Origin of the sequence: Streptomyces sp. NPDC003300, from assembly GCF_040610915.1 — a bacterium.
In the GTDB taxonomy this organism is placed as follows: Bacteria; Actinomycetota; Actinomycetes; order Streptomycetales; family Streptomycetaceae; genus Actinacidiphila.
Window position 1 is genome coordinate 306,201 of sequence record NZ_JBEXNE010000002.1, and the last position, 22,775, is coordinate 328,975.

Sequence of the window (22,775 nt, forward strand, 5' to 3'; positions counted from 1 at the left end):
CGGTATGAACGCGCCGACAACGACGATTCAGTCGCTGAACCAGAACTGGTGGTGGACCGCTCCTCCGGCGGCCCACTGATCGCGCGCACGACACTTCGCGAAGGCCGCCCCCAGGGGCGGCCTTCGGCGTTTCCCCGCCGGGCCGGCCGCCCCTTCCGAACTCCCTTGGAAGGAACCGCCGTGCACGTCACCCAGCCCACCCCGCACGCCCTCGTCGAGCGCCTGACCGCCCCCGGCTGCCCGCCGTTCGCGCTGCTGCACCGCCGTACGCCCGGCCGCCCGGACGCCGTGGTGGAGGTGCTGCTCGGCCCGGTCGGGTCCGTCGAGCGGCTGGCCGACATCCCGCTGCCGACGGGTGCGCCCGCCGACGGCTCCCCGGCCACCGACGCGCTCGCCCTCGTCCCGTTCCGGCAGATCCGCGAGCGCGGCTTCGACGTCCACGACGACGGCACCCCGCTGACCGTCCTGCGGCCCGACGAGTCGTACGCGTTCGCGCTCGCCGACCTGCTGGCCGCGCTGCCCGACCGCGAGGTACGCGTCGAGGGCGGCGACTTCGACGTGGACGACGACACGTACGCGGGCATCGTCGAGCGGGTCATCGAGGACGAGATCGGGCGCGGCGAGGGCGCCAACTTCGTGATCCGCCGCACCTTCCGGGGCACGGTCGCCGACTACGGCCCGGACGCGGCGCTCGCGCTCTTCGCCCGGCTGCTGCGCGGGGAGCGCGGCGCGTACTGGACGTATGTGGTGCACACGCCCGAGCGCACCCTGGTCGGGGCGAGCCCCGAGGTGCACGTACGGATGTCGGGCAGCGCGGTGGTGATGAACCCGATCAGCGGCACCTACCGCTATCCGGCCGAAGGGCCGTCGGCCGAGGGGCTGCTGGCGTTCCTGCACGACCCGAAGGAGGTGGAGGAGCTGACGATGGTCGTGGACGAGGAGCTGAAGATGATGTGCACCGTCGGCGACCTCGGCGGGGTCGTCGTCGGCCCGCGGCTGAAGGAGATGGCCCATCTCGCGCACACCGAGTACGAGTTGCGCGGGCGCTCCACCATGGACGTGCGTGACGTGCTGCGCGAGACGCTGTTCGCCGCGACCGTGACCGGCTCACCGATGCAGAACGCGTGCCGGGTCATCGAGCGCTACGAGCCGGTCGGGCCCGACGGCGCGGGGCGCGGCTACTACGCGGGCGCGCTCGCCCTGCTCGGCCGCGACGCGGGCGGCGCGCAGACCCTGGACTCGCCGATCCTCATCCGCACCGCCGACATCTCCCCGGCCGGGGAGCTGAAGGTGCCGGTCGGCGCGACCCTCGTCCGGCACTCCGATCCGTACGGCGAGGTCGCCGAGACCCACGCCAAGGTCGCCGGGGTGCTGACCGCCCTCGGGGTCCGCCCGGCCCCCGCGGCCCCGGCGAGCGGGGTACGGCCGAGGCTGGCCGACGACATCCGGGTACGGGCGGCGCTGGACGCCCGGCGGGCGCACCTCGCCCCGTTCTGGCTGCGGATGCGGACCGCGCGCACGGACGAGGCGCCGCCGGCCGGGCACGCGCTGGTGGTGGACGGCGAGGACACCTTCACCGCGATGCTCGCGCACGTCCTGCGCTCCTCGGGGCTGGCCGTGACGGTACGGCGCTTCGACGAGCCCGGTCTGCGGGAGGCCGCCCTGGGCCACCCGGGGCCGGTCGTCCTCGGCCCCGGGCCCGGCGACCCGTCGGACACCGCCGACCCCAAGATGCGGCTGCTGCGCGGCCTGGCGGCCGATCTCGTCGCCCGGCACCGGCACGGCATCCTCGGGGTCTGCCTCGGCCACGAACTGCTCGCCGCCGAACTCGGCCTCGACATCGTCCGCAAGGCGCGTCCCGCGCAGGGTGCCCAGGAGCGGATCGACTTCTTCGGGCGCCCCGAGACCGTCGGCTTCTACAACACCTTCACCGCCCGCTGCGCCCCCGGTTCCGCCGTCGCGGAGGAACTGGCCATGCACCAGGTCGAGTTGAGCCTGGACCCCGCCACCGGCGACGTCCACGCCCTGCGCGGCCCCGGCTTCGCCGGCGTCCAGTTCCACCCCGAGTCCGTCCTGACCCTGAACGGCCCCGCCGTGGTGGCCGAGCTGCTGACGTCGGTGACGGTCGCCTGAAGGTCCGCCCGGCGGGCGGCGGTTCCTCGTTCCTCAGGGGCGCGAGGAACCGCGCGGCCACGTCCCACCGGCCGGTGGGAGGGATCAGACCGCGAGCGGCTCGGCCTGCGGGGCGAGTGCCGCCACGCTGTGGCTGATCGCGCAGTTCCCCGCGCTCCTCGGGGGCAGCGTCATGAGCGCGGTCACCGCACGCAGCATCGACGCGCCGTCCGCCGTGCCGTCGAGCACGAGATCGGCACGGGCCCGGGACGGGGCGACGTAGGCCGCGTGGCGTTCGCGTCCGCTCTGAAGGTAGTTGAGGAGGGAGAGCCGCGGGTCCTGGCCGAGGACGTCGATCTTGCGGAGGATCTTCCGGGCCAGCCGGATGTCGTCCGGCGTGTCGACGTAGACGCGCCAGGTGGCGCGGGCGACGACGGCGGGGAGGGTGAGGGCGAACAGGCCCTCGACGACGACCAGCCGGTACCGCCCGCCGGAGGTCGCGGCGTCGACGGCCGCCGTGACGGCCCCCTCGTCGATGGAACCCGGATGGTTCCAGTCCAGCGTGTCGGCGCCCGAGGCGCTCCGCGTACGTACCCCGCGCACAGGATCGTGCGCGGGGACGTAGAAGTCGTCGAGATGGATGAGACCGACGGTCTCCGGGTCATGCCGCGCCAACGCCTCGGCAAGCGTGGACTTGCCGGATGCGGTGCCGCCTGCGACCGCCAGTAGGGGCACGTGCTGCCCACTCGCCACACCCGTCATACCGGGCGCTCCTCATGTGCTCAATGGGGGGAAACGAAGCGGCGGGACTGGACAGGTCCGATGCCGGGTGGAGGGAGAATAGGGCGAGGAGATCGCTGGTGACAAGCGGTGTCGGGCAAGCGACGGGCAAAAGAATTTCCGGCGGGGAGCAGCCCTAGCCGAAGAAGACGCCGACCTCCTCGTAGAGCAGCGGATCGACGGTCTTGATACGGGCGGTGGCGTCCGCGATCGGCACCCGGACGATGTCGGTGGCGCGCAGCGCGACCATCGTGCCGAAGTCCCCGTCGCGGACCGCCTCGATGGCGTGCAGGCCGAAGCGGGTGGCGAGCCAGCGGTCGAAGGCGCTGGGGGTGCCGCCGCGCTGGACGTGGCCGAGGACGGTGGTCCTGGCCTCCTTGCCGGTGCGCTTCTCGATCTGTTTGGCCAGCCATTCGCCGATCCCGGAGAGCCGGACGTGGCCGAAGGAGTCCAGGGTGCCGTCCTTGAGGACCATGTCGCCGTCCTTGGGCATGGCGCCCTCGGCGACGACCACGATCGGCGCGTAGCGGATCTTGAAGCGGCTCTCGACCCACGCGCAGACCTGGTCGAGATCGAAGCGCTGTTCCGGGATGAGGATGACGTTGGCCCCGCCCGCGAGGCCGGAGTGCAGGGCTATCCAGCCCGCGTGCCGTCCCATGACCTCGACGACCAGGACGCGCATGTGGGACTCGGCGGTGGTGTGCAGCCGGTCGATGGCCTCGGTGGCGATGTTGACCGCGGTGTCGAAGCCGAAGGTGTAGTCGGTGGCGTCGAGGTCGTTGTCGATGGTCTTGGGGACGCCGACGACCTTGACGCCGTGTTCGTCGTGGAGGGTGGCTGCCACGCCGAGGGTGTCCTCGCCGCCGATCACGATGAGCGCGTCCACGCCCTGTTCGACGAGATTGCGCTGGACGCGCTCCACGCCGCCCTCGACCTTGAGCGGGTTGGTGCGGGAGGACCCGAGTATGGTGCCGCCGCGCGGCAGGATGCCGCGCACGGCCGGGATGTCGAGCGGCACGATGTCCCCTTCGAGGGGACCGCGCCAACCGTCCCGGTAGCCGGTGAATTCGTACCCGTACTCCTGGACGCCTTTACGGACGATGCCGCGAATGACCGCGTTGAGACCTGGGCAGTCACCGCCGCCGGTCAGAACTCCGACCCGCATGGACTCTTCCCTTCGTCGCAAGCCAGCTGTGCCGGATGTGACAAACACCGGCCAAGCTAGCGTGACTTGGGTCACATGTCGCCGTCCAGGTCGCCGTCAAGACCGGCCTCGATCGCGTATCGGACAAGCTCGACGCGATTGTGGAGCTGGAGTTTGCCGAGGGTGTTCTGCACGTGGTTCTGCACGGTCCGGTGGGAGATGACCAGGCGCTGCGCGATCTGCTTGTAGCTCAGGCCCTTGGCGACCAGCCGCAGCACCTCGGTCTCGCGTTCGGTGAGCCGGGGCGCGGCGGGTTCGCCGGTCGTGGCGGGCGGCGGCACGGTCGCGAGCCTGCGGTACTCGCCGAGCACGAGTCCGGCCAGGCCCGGTGTGAACACCGGGTCGCCGACGGCGGTCCTGCGCACCGCGTCGACCAGTTCGTCCCGGCCCGCGGACTTCAGCAGATAGCCGGTGGCACCGGACTTCACCGCCTCCAGGACGTCCTCGTGCTCGCCGCTGGCGGACAGCACCAGGACGCGAATGGCGGGGTCGTCCGACATGACCTGCTTGCACACCTGCACGCCGGAGGCGCCGGGCAGGTTGAGGTCGAGGACGATCACCTGCGGGCGGGCGGCGCGCGCCCGCCTGATCGCCTCGGGGCCGTCGCCCGCGGTGGCCACCACCGTGAAGCCGGAGTCGGACAGATCGCGGGCCACGGCGTCGCGCCACATGGGGTGGTCGTCGACGACCATCACCGTCACGGACTGATCGGTCATGCGGTCCTGCTTCCCTCTGTCTCGCTGAGTACGGGCACGGGCCGGGACACGGGGTCAGGGCCGGATACGGGCGCGGGGTCGGTGTCCTCCGGCTCGGACACGGGCGGGGGGCCGGGCTCGGACACGGGCGCGCGGTCGGGGTCGGGCTCGGCAGCGGGCTCGAACGCGGGCGCGGGGTCGGTGTGCTTCGACGCCCCCCTGGGCAGCCGCAGTTCGACCTCCGTGCCCTGGCCCGGCACCGACTCCACCACGGCGGTGCCGCCGAGGTCCCGCAGTCGGCCGCGAATCGACTGGGCGACACCGAGCCGCCCCTCGTCCTCCGCCGCGGCCAGCCGCCCCTCGGTGATGCCCGGGCCGTCGTCCCGCACGCTGACCAGCACCGCGTCCGGCTCGTCCTCGACCAGAATCCAGGCGTGCGCGCCGTCACCCGCGTGCTTGCGCACATTGTCCAGCGCCGCGCCCACGGCGGCGGTCAGTTCGGCCGCCGCGTCCGGTGCGAGCAGGACGGGCGTGCCGGGCGCGGACAGCGTGACGCTCGCCGAGGCGTACGGCGTGAGGAGCGTGGTGAGGTCGTGCGGGCCTGAGGTCAGGGCGTCACCGGCGCCGCGCGCCTCGGGCAGCGGGCCGCCGGTGATCAGGGTGCGCAGCGCGGCCTCCTGCTCGCCCGCCATCCGGCCCAGCTCCGCGGCCTCTCCCCCGGCCTGGTTGCCGCGCCGCTGCACCATGGCGAGCACCTGGAGGACGCCGTCGTGGATGTCGCGGGCCAGCCGCTCGCGCTCCCGGGTGGCGGCCTCGATCTGGAGGGCGCGGGCCAGGGTGCGCTCACTGGCCCGCGCGACCTCGACCACATAGCCGATGGCGATGCTCGCCACCCAGATCAGCACGACATTGTGCAGGGTGTCGCGGCTGGGGGTGCCGCGCTCGATCAGGTCAGCGGCGGCGACCAGCGTGGAGGCGACCGCGGCCCACCGCCAGCCGCCCTTGACGGCGAAGGCCAGCACCGAGCCCGCGGTCCATATCGACGGCAGCGTGAAGGAGCCCGAGTCGATCCTGGCCTGGGTGTCGACCACGGCGGTGAGCAGGATGCCGGTGATCGCGACCGTGAGGTCGATGGTCAGGAAGCGCTTGGTGCAGCGCTCGGCCGACATCACGCGGCCGAGCGTGGACAGCGTCCACACCGCGAGCACCAGCATGTACGCGCCGGCGCCGAGCGGGTGCAGCAGGTCGTGGTACGCGTAGACGTACAGCGACAGCGCGTAGCCGAGGGTCAGGACACGGTAGGCGACCAGCGCGCGCCACAGCGGCTGTTCGACGGACATCCTCATGCCGGGTCCCCTCCCCCGCGGCCGGTCACTGGCCTGCGGGTTGCTCCTGCTTTATGTCGCCGGGGCCGCCCTCGCCGGTTCCCCCGGAGCCGGAGTCCCCGGTGCCGGAGTCCCCGTCCGTACCGGATTCCCCGCCCGTACCGGAGTCGCGGCCCCCGGCCTTCTCCAGTTCGGCGGCGCGCTTGGCGGCCTCGGCGATCTGGCGCTTGGCGGCGGTGGCGTAGATGTCCACGTACTCCTGGCCGGACAGCTTCATGATCTCGTACATCACCTCGTCGGTGACCGAGCGCAGGATGAAGCGGTCGCCCTCCATGCCGTGGTAGCGGCTGAAGTCCAGCGGCTTGCCGATCCGGATGCCGGGGCGGATGGAGAGCTTGGGCATCACCTGGCCGACCGGCTGCACCTTCTCGGTGTCGATCATCGCGACCGGGATCACCGGGGCGCCGCTGGCCAGCGCGACACGGGCGAGGCCGCCGGGCTTGCCGCGGTAGAGGCGGCCGTCGGGCGAGCGGGTGCCCTCGGGGTAGATGCCGAACAGCTCACCGCGCTCCAGCACCGCGATGCCGCTCTTGACCGCGGCCTCGCCCGCGCCGCGCGCGCCCGAGCGGTCCACCGGGAGCTGTCCGACGCCCTTGAAGAAGGCGGCCGTCAGCTTCCCCTTGACCCCGGGGGAGGTGAAGTATTCGGCCTTCGCGATGAAGGTGACCTTGCGGTCCAGCATCGCGGGCAGGAAGAAGGAGTCCGAGAAGGACAGGTGGTTGCTCGCCAGGATCGCCGGCCCTTCCCTGGGGATGTTCTCCAGGCCCTCCACCCAGGGGCGGAAGGCAGCCTTGAGCGGCGAGCCGATGGCGATCTTCATCGCACCGTAGAACAACCGAGGACCTCCTGTAGCCGACGGGAAGACCTTAACGCCAGTCGGGCCCGGTCTCTCCCCACGCACCCCGGCACCGCGGCCACGCCGTGACGACATCACGGCACCGTCGTGCCGCCGCCATGAAGGTGCCATGGTCACGCCACGGCCGCCCGGGCCACGCTCGCCGCGGCCACCGACGGGGCTTACCGCTTGGTATCCGGTCCGCGTACGCTGAACCTCTCACCTTCGTGTACCCGCGATCGCGCCCTCGAACAGGAGACCCACGGTGCCGCTCATGCCCGGAGCCGAGCCGTACCGCCATGACGGCGGCGAGATCGGCGTCCTGATCTGTCACGGATTCACCGGTACACCGCAGTCCATGCGTCCCTGGGGCGAATATCTGGCCGCCCGCGGGCTGACCGTCTCCGTTCCCCTGCTGCCCGGCCACGGCACCCGCTGGCAGGACATGCAGGTCACCGGCTGGCAGGACTGGTACGCCGAGGTCGACCGCGAGCTGCGGTCGCTGTCCGACCGCTGCTCGCAGGTCTTCGTCTGCGGTCTGTCGATGGGCGGCACACTGGCGCTGCGGCTGGCCGAGCGGCACGGCGCCGCGATCAGCGGGCTCGTGCTGGTGAACCCGTCGGTGAAGGCCGACAGCCTCCAGCTCAAGGCGGTGCCCGTGCTGCGGCACCTGGTGCCGTCGGTGCCCGGTATCGCCAGCGACATCGCGCGTGAGGGCGGCGCCGAACTCGGCTACGACCGGACGCCGCTGCACGCCGTGCACTCGCTCAGCAAGTTCTGGCCCGTCGTGCACGCCGGGCTGCCGCAGGTCACCCAGCCGCTGCTGCTCCTGCACAGCAGGGTCGACCATGTGGTGCACCCGTCGAATTCGGCGGTGGTGCTCAGCAAGGTCTCCTCGACCGATGTCACCGAGCGGGTGCTGGAGCGCAGCTTCCACGTCGCCACGCTCGACCACGACGCCGAGCAGATCTTCACGGAGTCGTACGACTTCATCCAGCGGCTGTCCCGGCCGGGTGGGGAGCCCGCAGGGGACCTCGCCGAGGGCGGCGCGGCCGACGAAGCGGTAAAGGGGGGTACGGCCGGTGGCTGACCGCGAGGACGAGGGCACCGCACCGCAGGAGGAGCCGGCCCGTCCGCCGCTCGACGAGGACGCGGCGTGGGCCGCGCTGATCGCCGGATACGACGACGAGCCCGAGCCGGGGTCGGTGGCGTGGCCGGACTCGGAGAACGTCGCGGAGACGGCCTCGGGACCCACCACGTCGGGCACGGGTCAGCGGCCGGGCGACCGGTCGGCGGACGGCTCGGGGGCCGGCTCCGGGCGTGCCTCGGGGAACAGCCCGGGGGACGGCTCGGCGGACGCGGAGAAGGACGGCGAGAAGGACGACGAGGGCGAGGCCGGGACCGGCACGAAGGCGGACGCCGGACGTCCCGCGCTGCCCGGCTCCAGCCGCAGCATCGTCGTGCACCCGGTCATCCAGGGTCCGCGCGACTACGAACTGGCCGACGACGACGAGGACGCGCATTACGTGCCGCCCGAGCCGCCGCCGCTGCCCGACGCGGACGTCACCACGAAATTCGCCTGGATCGCGGTCCTGGGCGGACCGCTGCTCATGCTGGGCTTCGTCCTCTTCCAGGTCGAACTCACCTGGTGGGCCATCCTCTTGGGCGTCGGCGGATTCCTCGGCGGCTTCACGACGCTGGTCGCGCGGATGCGCACGGGAGAGGACGACGACGACCTGCCGGGCGGCGGGGCCGTCGTCTGAGGCCCCGCGTCCCTGACGAGGAGCGGCGGCGGGGCTAACCCGCCGCTTCCGCCTCGGCTTCGGCCTCGGCACCGGCCCGCCGCGCGTCCGCCCCGGCCTCCGCTTCCGCGTCGCCCTCCGCTTCCGCCTCCATCGCGGTGGCGGGTACGCGGAGCGCGGCGAGCACCGGCATGTGGTCGGTGGCCGCGTACAGATCGGCCTCGTTGACTCCGGGCAGGCCCAACGGGACCCCGCAGCCCAGCACCTCGATGCCCGGTGTGCTGAAGACGGCGTCGATCCGCTGGAACGGCGCCCGGTGGTTGGTGATCTCGGCGCCCCACGGCGCGGTGGCGTAGCCGTCCTGGAGGACGTCGGCGATCCGGGAGAAGCCGGGGCGGTCCGGCGGCTCGTTGAAGTCGCCGCCCAGCACCACATACGGCTCGCCCATCGCGGCCACCCGGTCCAGTACGTATCCGGCCTGCTCGTACCGCTCGGCGGGCGACAGGCTCAGGTGGGTGGAGACGGCGGCCAGCCGCGCGCCGCCGATCCTGAGCACGGCGGTCGCGAACCCCCGCTGGTGCAGCGGGGGCCGGTGCGGCATGAGCGGATCCTCCACCCGCTCCACATGCGCGCGGAGCGAGGAAAGGATCATCGGGCCCGCGGCGGTCGCCCCGCCGGTCACGTACACCAGGCCGGACGCACGGGCGAGGCGGGCCGCGGCCTTACGCCATCGGAAGAACCGCGGAGCCTCTTGGACGAGGACGAGATCGGGGGCGCAGGCTCGGATCACCCGGGCCAGCGCCGCCGTGTCGTCCCGCATGGAACGGATGTTGTAGCTGAGCACGCGGACGACCGCCGAGCCCCCCGGCTCGGTGGCGGAACTCGGCAGATCCTCCACTGTCATCGTGTCAGCCCTGTCGTGCCAGGTCGGCCGCGCCCACCAGCCCCGCCTTGCCGCCGAGTTGGGCGGCAAGCACCTGCGCGTGCGGACGCCACTCCCCGCCGATCAGCCAGCGCCGGAAGGACTTGCGGATCGGGTCGAGGACCAGTTCGCCCTCGTCCGACACACCGCCTCCGACGATGAACGCCGACGGGTCGAAGAGCGAGGCCAGGTCGGCCAGCCCCGCGCCCGCCCAACGGGCCAGCTCGCGGAAGGAGTCGACGGCGACCGGGTCGCCCTGGCGGGCGGCGGCACTGATGTGCCTGCCCTCGATGCCGTCGACCGTGCCGTCGCCGAGGGCGAGCAGCACTTCCGCGTTCTCCGGGGTCGCGTTGGCCCGCTGCTTCGCGTACCTGACCAGCGCGCGCCCGGACGCGTACTGCTCCCAGCAGCCCTGACTGCCGCAACCGCACAGCAGCCCGTCGGGCACGACCCGGATGTGACCGAACTCGGCCGCGACGCCGAACCGGCCACGCCGCAGCTTGTTGCCGATGATGATGCCGCCGCCGAGACCCGTTCCGAGCGTGATGCAGATCACATCGGAATGGCCCTGCCCGGCACCGAACCGGTACTCGCCCCAGGCCGCCGCGTTGGCGTCGTTCTCCACGACCACGGGGAGCCCGACACGCTGCTCGACCTTGTCCTTCAGTGCCTCGTGCCGCCAGTTGATATTGGGGGCGAAGAGGACGGTGGCGCGCTTGTCGTCGACATAGCCGGCGGCGCCGATGCCGACGGCTTCGATCTGGTGACCGGTGCTGACCTGGCGTACCGCCTCCACGATCGCGTCGATGACGCCCTCGGGAGTCGGCGGCGTCGGCACCTTGACGGTCTCGAGAATCGAGCCTTCCTCGTCGACCACGCCGGCCGCGATTTTGGTGCCGCCGATGTCGACGCCGATGGTGAGTCCCATGTGTCCCTCAGTTTTCGGTCGATCCCCGCTTAGGAGAACCGTACCGGAGGGGAGGTCAGTCGAGGTCGATGTGTTCAGTCGGTGAACTCGGAGCGCGGTCCTCGCCCGTCCACCGCGTCTCGTGTTGGGCCACCGCAGAGCGGTATGCGGCGAGCAGTTCGGCTCCCGCGGCCGTCAGATGGTCGAACACATCCGGATTACGGTCCTTGATGGGTTCGACAACTGAACGCACCTGGGACATGACGCCCTGGGCGGCCATCTGTACCGCGGGGTTCCGCAGCGCCCCCAGCTTGTCCGTGACGGCCTCGCCGAACGCCTCCGCGAGGCGGCGCAGCTCCTCGCCCGCGCTGCCGACTCCCTGCCCCGCCTGCTCGCGCCGTCTGGCGTGCTCGGCCGCGATGTCCTCGGCGCTGGCCTTCGCCCAGGCGTCGGCGTCGGGACGTTCCGTGGATTCGCTCATGATCGGCTCCAAAAGGGGCGCTCCGGGCTGGTTGCGTCGGCTCCCTCGACGGTACCCGACCGGCCGACGGGACAGCGGGTACCGGCGGCGGGCAGCCGGGAACGGGCAGCCGGCGCCGGGGAGCCCGGGGAGAGCCGGGGGCGCCCGCTCAGTTCGGCCAGAGCGCCGGGTCGGGCGTGAACCGTACGCGCAGCACGCCGTCCCGCAGCGCGGCGCCGGAGACCGTACAGCGGCGCAGGGCGGACGGCAGCGGCACGATCCGCCGGAAGCCGCCCGCGTCCAGGACGAGTTCGTCGCCGCGGCGGACCAGGTCGAGCCCTTCGCGGCTCGCGCCGGGCAGCGGCAGCGACCACACGAAGTGGCCCTCGGCCGCGAGGCGGTCGTCGACGGTCCAGGGGTCCGCGGCCCGCGAACCCGAGACACCGGCTTGCGGAGAGCGGTGCTCGAAGGTGTCGACGGCCAGCGCCGCCAGTTCCGCGGGTCCTCGCGGTTCCGCGCCCAGGTGCGGCAGTTCGCGCAGCGCCACCGCGTCGGCCGCGCAGGTCTCGGCCATCGCCTTGAGCCGGTCCTGCTGGCGGGCGCCGAGCCCGGCGAGGAAGGGGTCGGCGGAGTCGGCGGGCAGCAGCCGGTTGGCGACCACGGCTTCGAGGCGGTGGCCGAACAGGGCGAGTCCGGTACGGGCGTCGCGCAGCACGCGCTCGGCGTGCGGTCCCGGCTCCACGACGACCGCCACGGTCGTCCCGGTGTCCTCGATCACCGACTGCACGGCGGACAGCTCGCGGTCGGCGCGGGCGGCGGCCTCGTACGCCCACTCGGCGGGCATCGGGACCCCGGCGAGCTGGGCGAGCACCGGGCGCAGCGCGCGGGCCGCCTGCCGGTCGGCGGGCAGCAACCGCCGCAGGTAGCGCCGCAGTTGTTCCGGCAGGGCGAGCAGCGCGACGGCGTCGCGCACGGGCGGCAGGTCGACGACGACCAGGTCCCACGGCGGCCGGTCGTCGTGGCCGACGGTGTGCACGTCGCGCAGCGCCCGCAGCAGGGCGAGCGCGTCGGCGCCGGGGACCTCGGTCAGCTCCTCGGGGTCGAGGGGGGCCGCGCCGAGCATGTCGAGCAGGGTGCCGATCCGCTGCTGGAGGTCGAGGGTGGCGGCCCGGTAGGAGGCGGCGGTGTCGACGGCCGCGACCCGCAGTTCCGGCACGCCGTCCACCGCGCTGGGGCGGCCGAGCGCGGGTGATCCGGACAGCGGTCCCGCGGCCTCGGGCGCGGCGGACAGCGGCAGCAGGGCGGCCACGTCGGCGCGGTCGCCGGTGAGCAGCACCGTACGGACGCCGTCGTGGGCGGCGGCCACGGCGGTCGCCGCCGCGACCGTGGTGCGGCCCGCGCCTCCGTGGCCGGTGACGAGCAGGGTGCGGGGCGGTCGCGGGGCGCGGGTCACCGGGTCAGGCCGGGTCGTCGGGCTTGGCGGCGGAGTCGGCCGCGGCGTCGGCGGAGTCCGGCGTGCCGGCCGCGTCCCCGCCCTCACCGCTCCCGGACTCGACGCGCTTCTTCAGGCCCGCGAGCGCCCGGTCGATGATGACCTTCTCCGCCTTGCGCTTGATCATGCCGAGCATGGGGATCTTGACGTCCACGGTGAGCTGGTACGTCACCTCGGTGCGCGTGCCGCCGTCGCGCGGCGCGAGGGCGTAGGAGCCGTCGAGGGTGCGCAGCATCTGGGACTTGACCAGCGACCAGCGCACCTCGGTGGCGCTGATCCAGGTGTACGCCAGGGTGTGGTCGTCCTTGATCGCCCCGGCGTCGAGCACCAGCCGGACCTGCTCGGCGCGGCCTTCGGCGTCGGTGGCGAGGACTTCCGCCTCCTTGACCTCTCCCGTCCACTCCGGGTAGCGGCCGAAGTCGGCGATGACGCCCATGACGGCGGCCGGAGCCGCCTCGATCGTGATGCTCGACTTCGTGTGTTCCGCCATCGCCGTAGCCCCTCCGGGACATCGCATGCCATTGCTGCTGAAGGCTACCGCGTGCAGGTGGGGCGGCCGTCACCGCTGCGGGCGCCGCCGGTCGCGTCCGGCGGCGCGGTCACCACTCCAGGACCCACGGCCGGCGGGTGTGGTTGAAATGCCCGACGTTGACGCATTCGGTGCGGCCGATCCGGGTGCGCGGCACCAGCGGCTGGTGGACGTGGCCGAAGAGCGCGAATTTGGGCCGGACGGTGTGGATCGCCTCCAGCAGCGCCTGGCTGCCGCGCTCGAAGCGCCGGGCGGCGGTGTCGTAGCAGAGTTCCGGGATCGCGGGCGGGATGTGGGAGCAGAGCACGTCGACCGGGCCGAGGGCGGCGACCTTGGCCGCGTACTCCTCCTCGGAGATTTCGTACGGGGTGCGCATCGGGGTGCGCAGGCCGCCGCCGACGAAGCCGAAGACCCGGCCGCCGATCTCGGCGGTCGCGCCGTCCAGGACGGTGGTGCCGGGGCCCGCGTACTCCGGCCAGAGGGCCGGGATGTCGACGTTGCCGTAGGTGGCGTACGTCGGGGCGGGGAAGGCGGCGAACAGCTCCGCGTACTGCTTGCGTACCGCGGACTCGATGGCGGTGCGCCGGTCGGTCCCGGCCCACAGCTCCTGGTCCAGGACCCTGGCCTCGTCGAAGCGGCGGGCGGTGCGCAGCTCGACCATCCGGTCGGCGTTGGCGACGCCGAAGAGGTCGGGGAAGATGCCGCGGGAGTGGTCGGCGTAGTCGAGGAAGAGGACCAGGTCGCCCAGGCAGACCAGCGCGTCCGCGCCGTCCCCGGCCCGGCTCAGGGCCTCGGCAGCGCCATGGACGTCACTCACCACATGGACCCGCATGCGGACACTTTATAGCCGGACAGACCCTAGCGGGTCAGCGGCGGCCCGGCCGGGCGCTGGACTACTCTTCCGGGCAGGAACCCAGCCGCTCCGCCCCGGTGTGTGAAGCGCGTGTGATGTGTGTGTGACGCTGAGAACATCTGTACGGCCCCCCTATCGCCAGAGCTTTACCGATGGGTAACGTCCACGCCGTCCACATCTTCCCTCCGGGTGCGCCGTGGCACCGATGAGGAGCAGCCGCCTTGCGTGAGTTCAGTCTTCCGGCCCTGTACGAGGTCCCCGCGGACGCCAATCTGACGGATCTGATCCGCCGCAACGCCGCTCAGCATCCGGACACCGCCGTCGTCGCCCGCAAGGACTCCGCGGGCCGGTGGCAGGACGTCAGCGCGACGGGTTTCCTCGCCGAGGTGCGCGCCGCCGCCAAGGGTCTGATCGCCTCGGGCGTGCAGCCGGGCGACCGGGTGGCCGTGATGTCCAGGACGCGGTACGAGTGGACGCTGCTGGACTTCGCGATCTGGAGCGCGGGCGCGGTCACCGTGCCGGTCTACGAGACGTCGTCGGCGTCCCAGATCGAGTGGATCCTCAGCGACTCGGGCGCGGTCGCGGCGGTCGTGGAGTCCGAGCCGCACGAGAGCGCGGTGGAGTCCGTACGGGAGCGGCTGCCGCGGCTCAAGCACCTGTGGCGGATCGACACCGGCGCGGTGGACGCGCTGAACGCGGCGGGTACCGACATCTCCGACGCGGTGGTGGACGAGCGCAGCGCGAGCGCGGGCGCCGACTCCCCCGCGACCGTCGTCTACACCTCGGGCACCACGGGCCGCCCCAAGGGCTGTGTGCTGAGCCACCGCAGCTTCTTCGCGGAGTGCGGCAACGTGGTGGAGCGGCTGAGCCCGCTGTTCCGTACCGGGGACTCCTCGGTGCTGCTCTTCCTGCCGCTGGCCCACGTCTTCGGGCGGCTGGTCGAGGTGGCGGCCGTGATGGCGCCGATCAGGCTCGGCCATGTGCCGGACGTGAAGAACCTCACCGACGACCTCGGCTCGTTCCGGCCGACGATGGTGCTGGGGGTGCCGCGGGTCTTCGAGAAGGTCTACAACACCGCGCGGGCCACGGCGGAGGCGGGCGGCAAGGGCAAGATCTTCGACCGCGCGGCGGCCACCGCGATCGAGTACAGCCGGGCGCTGGACACCACGGCGGGCCCGTCGCTGAAGCTGCGGTTCACGCACAAGGTCTTCGACCGGCTCGTCTACGCCAAGCTCCGCGCGGTCCTCGGCGGCCGGGCCACCCACGCGATCTCCGGCGGCGCGCCGCTGGGCGAGCGCCTCGGCCACTTCTACCGCGGTATCGGCTTCACGGTGCTGGAGGGCTACGGCCTCACCGAGTCCTGCGCGGCCACGGCCTTCAACCCCTGGGACCGTACGAAGATCGGTTCGGTCGGCCAGCCGCTGCCCGGGTCGACCGTGCGGATCGCGGACGACGGCGAGGTGCTGCTGCACGGCGAGCACCTGTTCACCGGGTACTGGAACAACGAGGCGGCGACCGCGGAGGCGGTCTCCGACGGCTGGTTCCACACCGGTGACCTGGGCTCGCTCGACGAGGACGGCTATCTGTCGATCACCGGCCGGAAGAAGGAGATCATCGTGACGGCGGGCGGCAAGAACGTCGCGCCCGCGGTGATCGAGGACCGGATCAGGGCGGACGCGCTGGTCGCCGAGTGCATGGTGGTCGGTGACGGGCGCCCGTTCGTGGCGGCGCTGATCACCCTGGACGAGGAGTTCCTGCCGCACTGGGCCGAGCAGCACGGCAAGGCGGGCGCGGGCGTCGCCGAGCTGGCGGCCGACCCGGAGCTGCTGGCGGCCGTGCAGCGCGCGGTGGACGAGGGCAACGCGGCCGTCTCCAAGGCCGAGTCGGTGCGGAAGTTCCGTATTCTGCCGACCCAGTTCACGGAGGAGTCCGGCCACGTCACGCCGTCGCTGAAGCTGAAGCGGAATGTCGTCCTGACGGACTTCGCGGCGGAGATCGAGGCCCTTTACCAGCGCTGAGGTTCTGTCCTCAAACGCCGGACGGGCTGATTTCGGCGAGGGCGCTGTCCATGAGCCGCTCCGCGAGCGCGGTGATCGTCACGAACGGGTTGACGCCGATGGAGCCGGGGATCAGGGAGCTGTCGGTGACGTAGAGGTGGTCGTAGCCGCTGACACGGCCGTACGCGTCGGTGGCGCGGCCGAGCGGCAGGCCGCCCAGCGGGTGGTAGCAGAAGTCGTCGGCGAAGGCTTTGTTGCCGCCGAAGAGGTCGTAGCGGTAGATCGTGCCCTGCTTGCGGTTGATCCGGTCGAAGAGGGTCTTGGCGGCCTTGACCGAGGGCTGGTTCTGGGCGAGCGTCCAGTTCAGCCGGGCGGAGTCGGTGGCGGCGTCGTAGGAGAAGGTGCCGCGTTCGGGGTTCTTGGTGATGGCCAGGTAGAGGCTGATCCAGGTCTCGAAGCCGATCGGGAGCGGGGCGATCTCGGCGAAGACCGGGTTGCTCGCGTTGGACCAGTCGTCGATGCCCATGACGGGGATGGTGGACTGGTGCGCCCCGGTGGGATTCCACAGGTAGTTGGCGCGGGCGAGCATGATGTTGCCGTTGCCGCCCCAGGCGGTGCCCACGCTCGCGTTGAGCCGCGGGAGGGTGCCGGTCTCGCGGGCCCTGACCAGGATCTCGGTGGAGCCGAGGCTGCCCGCGGCGAGGAAGAGGTAGCGACAGCCGACCTCGCGGGTCTCCACGACCGCGCCGGTCAGGTCGATCCGGTCGACGGTGAGGACGTACGTGCCGTCGGCCGCTCTTCTCACGGCTCTGACCCGGCTGAGGGTCTCTATGGTGACGTGTCCGGTGCCGAGCGCCGAGGCCAGATAGGTCTTGTCGACGCTGCGCTTGCCGTGGTTGTTGCCGTAGATGACCTCCTGGTCCAGCGCGGACTTGGTGGCGGTGCCCGCGGCCTCGGCCTTCATGTACGAGAAGTCGTACACGTTCGGCACGAAGGTGGTGCTGAGGCCGGCGCTGTGGGCCTGGTCGCGGGAGACGCGGGCGAACTGGTACCACTCGGTGGACTCGAACCAGGCGGGGTCGACGGTGTTGACGCCGAGCATGCTGGTGGCGCGCGGGAAGTACGTGGAGTACATCGCGGTGGAGTCGACCTGCGGGAGGACTTCCTCGAAGTACGCGCGGGACGGGGTGACGGCCATGCCGCCGTTGACCAGGGAGCCGCCGCCGACGCCGCGGCCGACGTAGACGGACATGTCGCCGTAGTGCACGCGGTCCAGGACGCCGGGGTAGGGGGTGATGTCCTTGTTGACGAGGTCGAGCCAGAGGAAGGTCGCCAGCGGCGCCTCGGTGCGGCTGCGGAACCACATCGACCGCTGGTCGGGCGAGCTGGTGTTGCAGAAGATCTTGCCGTCGGCGGCGGGGGTGTCCCACAGCCGTCCCATCTCCAGGACGGTCGTGGTGACACCGCGCTGGCCGAGCCGGAGGGCGGCGACGGCGCCGCCGTAGCCGGAGCCGATCACGATCGCGGGGCTGAAGGTGGTGGCGGCGGGCTCCGCCTGCGCGGGGGTCGCGGAGAGCGCGATACGGGTGAGGCCGAGTGCTGCTGCGGTCTGGAGGGCGCCGAGTCCCAGAAAGTGACGGCGCGTCAGGTCTGATGTCATGCGCGCATGATGGGCGGGTCCGCGTGAACCCTCCATGCCCATGACGCATGGTCTTTTACGGCGGCCGGTTCTCGTACGACGACGGCGCCGGGACGGCGGCCGTGACCGCGCCCATCGGGTTACAGCAGGGACGTGAGCCGCTGCGCCAGCAGGTCCCAGCGCCAGGCGTCCTCGACCCAGCGACGGCCGCGCTCGCCCATCCGGGCGCGCAGTTCGGGGTCGCGCAGCAGGGTCAGGACGCGGTCGGCGCACTGCGCGGGCGAGCCGCCCGCGACCACCCAGCCGGTCTCGCCGTCCAGGACCGCGTCGGGCGCGCCGCCGGAGTCGCCCGCGATCACCGGCAGCCCGGTCGCGGACGCCTCCAGGTAGACGATGCCGAGCCCTTCGACGTCCAGGCCGCCGCGCCGGGTCCTGCACGGCATCGCGAAGACGTCACCGGCGCCGTAGTGGGCGGGCAGCTCCTCCCACGGCACGGGCCCGGTGAAGCGCACCGCGTGGCCGACGCCGGTCCGCTCCGCCAGCTTCTCCAGGTCCCCCCGGTACGGTCCGCCGCCGACGATCAGCAGCGCGGTGTCCGGCACCTCGTGCAGAATCCGGGGCATGGCCTGGATCAGCGTGTCCTGGCCCTTGCGCGGCACCAGCCGCGATACGCACACCACCACCGGGCGGTCGGCGAGGCCGAGCCTGGCCCGTACCACCGCGCCGCCCGAGCCGGGGTGGAAGGTCTTCTCGTCGACGCCCGGCGGCAGTTGGACCATCCGGGCGGCGGCGGCCGGGGTCAGCGCGGCGGCGATCCGGGAGCGGGTGTACTCGCCGAGGTAGGTGAGGGTGTCGGTGCCCTCGCCGATCCGGCGCAGCAGCGAGCGGCTGGCGGGGAGCTGCGCCCAGCCCGCCTCGTGCCCGTGCGTGGTGCCGACCAGCCGCCGCGCCCCGGCCTTGCGCAGCGCGGGCGCCATCAGGCCGAGCGGGGCGGCGGCGCCGAACCAGACGGAGGAGCAGCCGTGTTCCCGCAGCAGGTCGGCGGCGCGCCGGGTGACCCTGCGGGTGGGCAGCAGCATCGAGGTGCGGTCGCGGACCACGGGGAAGGGCTGCTCCGCGTCGAAGCGGGCGACCTCGGCGCCGTCCTTCCAGGTGGAGGTGTAGACGACGACCTGTCCCGGGTCCATCCGCAGCGCCATGCTGTGCACGAAGGACTGGATGCCGCCGGGCCGGGGCGGGAAGTCGTTGGTCACGATCAGGGTCTTGTCCATCGCCGCCGACAGTACCCGCTCACGCGGTGTTCACCCGGCTGGCCGCCACCGGCCGCGTCCGTCCCGCGACCGGGCCGCCGCTCACCGCATGATGCGTATCGTGACAAACACACATATCAGCGGTCGGGGCTGGGCCGTGCTCACCTGGGTCGTCACCCGAGCCGCGTTCTTGTTGTTCGTGTTCGAGGTCGTCCACTTTCCCGGCCAGTACATCGCCCACGATGTCTCGTCCGTCTACCACCGCTGGTACGGGGTACTGAGCACGGGCAGCTTCCCGCTGCACGACGTGACCTGGCAGTACCCGCCGGGGGCCGCGCTGGTGATCCTCGCGCCCGGCCTGCTGCCCTTCCTCAGCTACACCGCCGCCTTCTTCTGGCTGGCCTTCCTCGCGGACGCGGTGATCCTGGCTGTGCTGCTGCGCGACTCGCGGGTCAGGCGCGGCGGCCGGATGGCCGGGGTGTGGGTCTGGGTCGGCGGCGGCGCGCTGCTCGGCCCGATCATCTACGCCCGCTACGACGTGATGGTCACCGCCGTCGCCGTGGCGGGGCTGCTCCTGCTGCCGCGCCGCCCGAAGGCGGGCGGGGTGCTGGCCGGGGTGGGCGCCATGCTCAAGGTGTGGCCGCTGCTGCTGCTCATCGGGACGCCCCGCGGCCGTACCACCCGGCGGTCGTGGATCTCGGCGGCGGTGACGATGGCGGTGATCGCGCTCGCCTTCCACCTGGCCATGCCGGGCTCGCTGTCCTTCCTCACCTTCCAGCGCGACCGCGGCACCGAGGTCGAGTCGCTGGGGGCCACCGTCTTCCACATCGCCCGGCACTTCGGCTGGCACGGCACCGCGCGGATGCACTACGGGTCGGTCGAGTTCATCGGCCCGCATGTGCACCTGGTGAGCACCGCGGCGATGGCGCTGTCCCTGCTGGCCTTCGCCTGGCTGCTGCTGTGGCGGGTGCGGGCCCGCTCGTACTCGGTCGCCACGCCCTTCGACGCGGCCTTCACCGCGGTGCTGGTCTTCACCACCACCAGCCGGGTGATCAGCCCGCAGTACATGGTGTGGCTGGTCGGCATCGGCGCGGTCTGCATGACGCTGCGGGAGTCGGTGGTACGGCGGCCGGTCGCGCTGATGCTGGGCGCGACGCTCTTCACCACGCTGGAGTTCCCGATCTTCTTCGAGGACATCGCCCACAGCGACAAGCTGGGCGTGGCGCTGATCGTCACCCGTAACGGCCTGCTCGTCCTGGCGTCCCTGAGCGCCTGCCGTCGGCTGTGGGCGGCCACCGTGCCGCGCCGCGCGGCGCGCGGCGCGGTCGAGGGGGAGCCCGCCGACGCCCCGGCCGCGGTGCTGACCCGAGCCGAGCGGGTCGGGGTGCACGACAAGGGCTAGAACGTGTCCTGCGGGGCGGCCGGGCGCCAGGCGCGGGCGGCGGCGATGCGTTCGGCGGGGGTGGGGTGGGTGCCGAACATCAGGTGCAGGGCGCGCGGCGGGTCGGGGTCGCCGATGTTCGCGACCGTCAGGCGGCGCTGCATCGCGATGAACTCGGCCGGGTCCGCGGTCAGTTCGAGGGCGTGCCGGTCGGCGCGCCGCTCGACCCCGCGGCTCACCGCGCAGCCCAGCGGCCCGGCGACGGCGCCGCCGACAGTGGCGACGGCCGCCAGCAGCCAGGCGGAGCGCGGGTCCGCGAAGTCGTCGGCGCCCGCGAGGTCGAGCAGGGGCCGCCAGGTCACCACGGCGGCCAGGACGCACACGCCGACGGCCGCGCCCAGCGCGCCGAGCGCGGTGCCGCGCGGCACGTCCCGGTGCACGACGTGGCCGAGTTCATGGGCGACCACCAGTTCCACCTCGCGCGGCTGCGCCGTGGTCAGCAGGGTGTCGTAGACGACGATGCGGCGGGTGCGGCCGAAGCCGGACACGTACGCGTTGAGCGCGGTCGTACGGCGCGAGGCGTCGGCGACCAGCACATCCTCGACGGTGACGCCGTCGCGGGCGGCGAGCGCCAGCAGGGCGTCCCTGAGGGGGCCCGGCTCCATCGGTGTGAAGCGGTTGAACAGCGGCTCGAAGATCATGGGCGCCGCCCAGGACATCAGGACGGTCAGCGCGGCGGCGCCGAGCGCGGCCCACACCCACCAGTGGCCGGTCGCCCCGGCGAGGGCGTAGACGGCGAAGAGCGCGCCGAAGGTCAGCGGCAGCGAGATCAGCAGGCCGCGCAGCACGTCCGCCCACCACCCGCCCCAGCCCTGCGTCACCAGGCCGAACCGGCGGCGGACCACGCGCCCGCGCGCCGCGAAGGGCAGCCCCAGCACCTCGGGCAGCAGCACCAGGGACACCGCCGCGCCCGCCACCCGGCCGCTCCACGTCCCGCCGCCGAACGCCGCGACCAGCCCCGCTCCCCCGGCCGTCAGCCCCAGCCCCAGCATCAGCCCCAGCGCTGCCACCCGCCCGCCGAGCGCGACCGGCCACACCCCCCGCCGCAAAGCCCGCGCCCGCCCGACCTCCTCCGCACTGAAGTCCCCCACCCCCGCAGCCGAAGCCCCGGCATCCGCCGAGGGCGAAGATCCTGTTGGCGGCGGGGTGTGCGGGGGGCGTCCTGGGGCGGCGTTCGACGGAGGCGGGGGCCGGTGGGCCGGGGGTTCCGCGGCGGGGTCACGGGTCATGGCAGCTCCTGGTGGAGGTAGGCGCGCCAGCGGGCGGTGAAGGCGGGGAGGGTGGTGCCGAGAGTGGTGCGCAGGTGGGAGTCGACGGTGCCGCCGGAGGCGACGGCGCGGTAGAAGGCGACGAGCGCGTCCGGGGACCACTGGTCGGCGATCAGGCGGCAGGCGAGCCAGCCGCCCTCGTAGGCGCGGGAGAGGGTGTCGGCGTCGGCGGAGTGGAAGTCGGCGTCGGCGGGCAGCGCGGCGGGGACGCGGCCCGCGGCGACGGCGGCGGCCAGTTCCGGGGCGAGCTCGCGGGCGGTACGGCCCGCCGTACGGTAGGCGGTCCAGTCGGCGGCGCCCTCGGAGAGCCACAGCGGGGTGCGGGCGGTGGTCCACGCGCGGGTGGCGACATGCGTGGTCTCGTGGGTGAGCACGGTCTGCCGGCCGAAGGCGGAGAGCCCGCTGAACGCCTCGGGGTTGATGATCACCCGGTCGGAGCCGACCCGCGCGCTGCCGCCGCCCTCCCCCGTGGTGACGGCGGCGATGTTGCGGTAATCGGCCGGGTCCGCGGCGGCCAGCGCGGCCATCTGGTCCAGCGTGCGCGGCACCTCGACCACCACCGTGCCCGACCACCCGGCGCCGCCCCAGGTCCGCCGGACCTGCGGCACCGCCCGGTCCACGTCCTCGGCGTAGCCGCGCAGCCCGGCGGCGTCGCCGAGCCCGAGCACCAGGCTGTCCGTGCCGCGCACCACCGTCACCCGGCCCTGGTCCCACAGCTGTACGGCGCCGCGGTGCCCGGACGCGGCGCCGTCGTCGTCCCCGGCCACGTACCAGCTCCCGCCCCGCCGGGACAGCGTCAGGTAGTCGGTCGCGGCGACCGGCGCCGCGTCGAATCCGCTGAGCCGGTAGCGCAGTTGGACCTCGGCCGCGGCCCGTACCGTGCCGTCGGCGGTCGGCGGCAGGCCGAACGCGCCGGTCCGCACCAGCCGGTAGGACCAGTCGGCCAGCGGCACGTCCGCGATGTCGGTGAACATCGCCTTCTGCCGGTCGAGGAAGCGCGTCGCCCGCGGGTCGATCCCGGCGAGGAAGGCCGCCCGGTCGTGGTGCAGCACCGCGGCGGCCCGCCGGTCGAGCGCCTGCCGGATCCCGGCGTCGGTGGCGTCCGCCGTGGGCCGCCCGCCCGAGGCGGTCCCGCCGCACCCGGCGACGAGCGCCGCCAGCAGTGCCAGGGACAGGCCGAGCGCCGCCGCCCGGACACGGGAAGCGGTCGGCGTACGTCGGAGGGGCGCCACGGCCATGGGCCCGATCGTACGGCCCCGAGGAC

General features: G+C 73.0%; 20 protein-coding genes. 5 read left to right on the forward strand and 15 right to left on the reverse strand.

The features are described from left to right. The first annotated feature begins 180 nt into the window (after nt 1-180). On the forward strand, nt 181-2,133 hold the full coding sequence (locus ABZX65_RS03870; RefSeq protein ID WP_355334196.1) for an anthranilate synthase family protein: 1,953 nt from the start codon (nt 181-183) through the stop codon (nt 2,131-2,133). Nucleotides 2,134-2,217: 84 nt separating this feature from the next. On the opposite strand, the gene ABZX65_RS03875 is transcribed toward ABZX65_RS03870, so the two are convergent. From ABZX65_RS03875 to ABZX65_RS03895, 5 genes are all read right to left on the reverse strand, one after another. Further along, a complete protein-coding gene (locus tag ABZX65_RS03875; RefSeq protein WP_355334198.1) occupies nt 2,218-2,874 on the reverse strand; it encodes a hypothetical protein in 657 nt (218 codons plus the stop codon). Between the two features lie 154 nt (nt 2,875-3,028). Beyond that, complete coding sequence (locus ABZX65_RS03880; RefSeq protein WP_355334200.1) at nt 3,029-4,057, reverse strand: 6-phosphofructokinase; 1,029 nt, start codon at nt 4,055-4,057, stop codon at nt 3,029-3,031. A gap of 71 nt (nt 4,058-4,128) precedes the next feature. Further along, nucleotides 4,129-4,812, reverse strand: coding sequence for a response regulator transcription factor (locus ABZX65_RS03885; protein ID WP_355334202.1), 684 nt, complete (start codon nt 4,810-4,812; stop codon nt 4,129-4,131). After that, nucleotides 4,809-6,131: a DUF5931 domain-containing protein gene (locus ABZX65_RS03890; protein ID WP_355334713.1), complete on the reverse strand. Its 1,323-nt coding sequence runs from the start codon at nt 6,129-6,131 to the stop codon at nt 4,809-4,811. Before ABZX65_RS03890 ends, ABZX65_RS03885 begins: the two co-directional genes overlap by 4 nt. 31 nt (nt 6,132-6,162) lie before the next feature. Then, nucleotides 6,163-7,011, reverse strand: coding sequence for a lysophospholipid acyltransferase family protein (locus ABZX65_RS03895; RefSeq protein WP_355334204.1), 849 nt, complete (start codon nt 7,009-7,011; stop codon nt 6,163-6,165). 265 nt (nt 7,012-7,276) lie between these two features. Between ABZX65_RS03895 and ABZX65_RS03900 the strand changes: the two genes are divergently transcribed. Both ABZX65_RS03900 and ABZX65_RS03905 read left to right on the forward strand, forming a co-directional pair. Next, on the forward strand, nt 7,277-8,101 hold the full coding sequence (locus ABZX65_RS03900) for an alpha/beta fold hydrolase (protein ID WP_355334207.1): 825 nt from the start codon (nt 7,277-7,279) through the stop codon (nt 8,099-8,101). Beyond that, nucleotides 8,094-8,774 (forward strand): hypothetical protein, encoded by a 681-nt coding sequence (locus ABZX65_RS03905; protein ID WP_355334210.1) that lies wholly within the window; start codon nt 8,094-8,096, stop codon nt 8,772-8,774. Before ABZX65_RS03900 ends, ABZX65_RS03905 begins: the two co-directional genes overlap by 8 nt. Before the next feature lie 34 nt (nt 8,775-8,808). Here ABZX65_RS03905 and ABZX65_RS03910 read toward each other — a convergent pair whose 3' ends face one another. The 6 genes from ABZX65_RS03910 to ABZX65_RS03935 form a co-directional block, all read right to left on the reverse strand. After that, complete coding sequence (locus ABZX65_RS03910) at nt 8,809-9,657, reverse strand: endonuclease/exonuclease/phosphatase family protein (RefSeq protein ID WP_355334212.1); 849 nt, start codon at nt 9,655-9,657, stop codon at nt 8,809-8,811. Between the two features lie 4 nt (nt 9,658-9,661). Continuing rightward, nucleotides 9,662-10,603, reverse strand: coding sequence for an ROK family glucokinase (locus ABZX65_RS03915; RefSeq protein WP_355334214.1), 942 nt, complete (start codon nt 10,601-10,603; stop codon nt 9,662-9,664). 55 nt (nt 10,604-10,658) lie between these two features. Next, on the reverse strand, nt 10,659-11,063 hold the full coding sequence (locus tag ABZX65_RS03920) for a DUF5304 family protein (protein WP_355334216.1): 405 nt from the start codon (nt 11,061-11,063) through the stop codon (nt 10,659-10,661). A 148-nt stretch (nt 11,064-11,211) separates the two neighbouring features. Beyond that, a complete protein-coding gene (locus ABZX65_RS03925; protein ID WP_355334218.1) occupies nt 11,212-12,495 on the reverse strand; it encodes an ArsA-related P-loop ATPase in 1,284 nt (427 codons plus the stop codon). A 4-nt stretch (nt 12,496-12,499) separates the two neighbouring features. Next, nucleotides 12,500-13,024 carry an SRPBCC family protein gene (locus ABZX65_RS03930; RefSeq protein WP_355334220.1) on the reverse strand — a complete coding sequence of 175 codons (525 nt, stop codon included), beginning with the start codon at nt 13,022-13,024 and terminating at the stop codon, nt 12,500-12,502. A gap of 109 nt (nt 13,025-13,133) precedes the next feature. Further along, nucleotides 13,134-13,895: a metallophosphoesterase gene (locus ABZX65_RS03935; RefSeq protein ID WP_355334223.1), complete on the reverse strand. Its 762-nt coding sequence runs from the start codon at nt 13,893-13,895 to the stop codon at nt 13,134-13,136. Nucleotides 13,896-14,137: 242 nt separating this feature from the next. Between ABZX65_RS03935 and ABZX65_RS03940 the strand changes: the two genes are divergently transcribed. After that, entirely contained in the window at nt 14,138-15,934 is a 1,797-nt protein-coding gene (locus tag ABZX65_RS03940) for an AMP-dependent synthetase/ligase (protein WP_355334225.1), read from the forward strand. Between the two features lie 10 nt (nt 15,935-15,944). On the opposite strand, the gene ABZX65_RS03945 is transcribed toward ABZX65_RS03940, so the two are convergent. Continuing rightward, nucleotides 15,945-17,573 (reverse strand): GMC oxidoreductase, encoded by a 1,629-nt coding sequence (locus ABZX65_RS03945; RefSeq protein WP_355334228.1) that lies wholly within the window; start codon nt 17,571-17,573, stop codon nt 15,945-15,947. Between the two features lie 119 nt (nt 17,574-17,692). Continuing rightward, the gene (locus tag ABZX65_RS03950) at nt 17,693-18,823 is read right to left on the reverse strand and encodes a glycosyltransferase family 4 protein (protein ID WP_355334230.1); all 1,131 of its coding nucleotides are present in this window, start codon (nt 18,821-18,823) and stop codon (nt 17,693-17,695) included. Between the two features lie 100 nt (nt 18,824-18,923). Between ABZX65_RS03950 and ABZX65_RS03955 the strand changes: the two genes are divergently transcribed. Next, nucleotides 18,924-20,204 (forward strand): glycosyltransferase family 87 protein, encoded by a 1,281-nt coding sequence (locus tag ABZX65_RS03955; RefSeq protein WP_355334233.1) that lies wholly within the window; start codon nt 18,924-18,926, stop codon nt 20,202-20,204. On the opposite strand, the gene ABZX65_RS03960 is transcribed toward ABZX65_RS03955, so the two are convergent. Further along, complete coding sequence (locus tag ABZX65_RS03960; RefSeq protein WP_355334236.1) at nt 20,201-21,334, reverse strand: M48 family metalloprotease; 1,134 nt, start codon at nt 21,332-21,334, stop codon at nt 20,201-20,203. The genes ABZX65_RS03955 and ABZX65_RS03960 overlap by 4 nt on opposite strands. Before the next feature lie 134 nt (nt 21,335-21,468). Then, entirely contained in the window at nt 21,469-22,749 is a 1,281-nt protein-coding gene (locus tag ABZX65_RS03965) for a hypothetical protein (protein ID WP_355334239.1), read from the reverse strand. Nucleotides 22,750-22,775: the final 26 nt, after the last annotated feature.

Bases quoted from the DNA above. Each gene is read 5' to 3' on its own strand.
- ABZX65_RS03875 (WP_355334198.1), bottom strand. From the start codon at position 2,874: ATGACGGGTGTGGCGAGTGGGCAGCACGTGCCCCTACTGGCGGTCGCA.
- ABZX65_RS03880 (WP_355334200.1), bottom strand. From the start codon at position 4,057: ATGCGGGTCGGAGTTCTGACCGGCGGCGGTGACTGCCCAGGTCTCAAC.
- ABZX65_RS03885 (WP_355334202.1), bottom strand. From the start codon at position 4,812: ATGACCGATCAGTCCGTGACGGTGATGGTCGTCGACGACCACCCCATG.
- ABZX65_RS03890 (WP_355334713.1), bottom strand. From the start codon at position 6,131: ATGTCCGTCGAACAGCCGCTGTGGCGCGCGCTGGTCGCCTACCGTGTC.
- ABZX65_RS03910 (WP_355334212.1), bottom strand. From the start codon at position 9,657: ATGACAGTGGAGGATCTGCCGAGTTCCGCCACCGAGCCGGGGGGCTCG.
- ABZX65_RS03915 (WP_355334214.1), bottom strand. From the start codon at position 10,603: ATGGGACTCACCATCGGCGTCGACATCGGCGGCACCAAAATCGCGGCC.
- ABZX65_RS03920 (WP_355334216.1), bottom strand. From the start codon at position 11,063: ATGAGCGAATCCACGGAACGTCCCGACGCCGACGCCTGGGCGAAGGCC.
- ABZX65_RS03930 (WP_355334220.1), bottom strand. From the start codon at position 13,024: ATGGCGGAACACACGAAGTCGAGCATCACGATCGAGGCGGCTCCGGCC.
- ABZX65_RS03935 (WP_355334223.1), bottom strand. From the start codon at position 13,895: ATGCGGGTCCATGTGGTGAGTGACGTCCATGGCGCTGCCGAGGCCCTG.
- ABZX65_RS03945 (WP_355334228.1), bottom strand. From the start codon at position 17,573: ATGACATCAGACCTGACGCGCCGTCACTTTCTGGGACTCGGCGCCCTC.
- ABZX65_RS03950 (WP_355334230.1), bottom strand. From the start codon at position 18,823: ATGGACAAGACCCTGATCGTGACCAACGACTTCCCGCCCCGGCCCGGC.
- ABZX65_RS03965 (WP_355334239.1), bottom strand. From the start codon at position 22,749: ATGGCCGTGGCGCCCCTCCGACGTACGCCGACCGCTTCCCGTGTCCGG.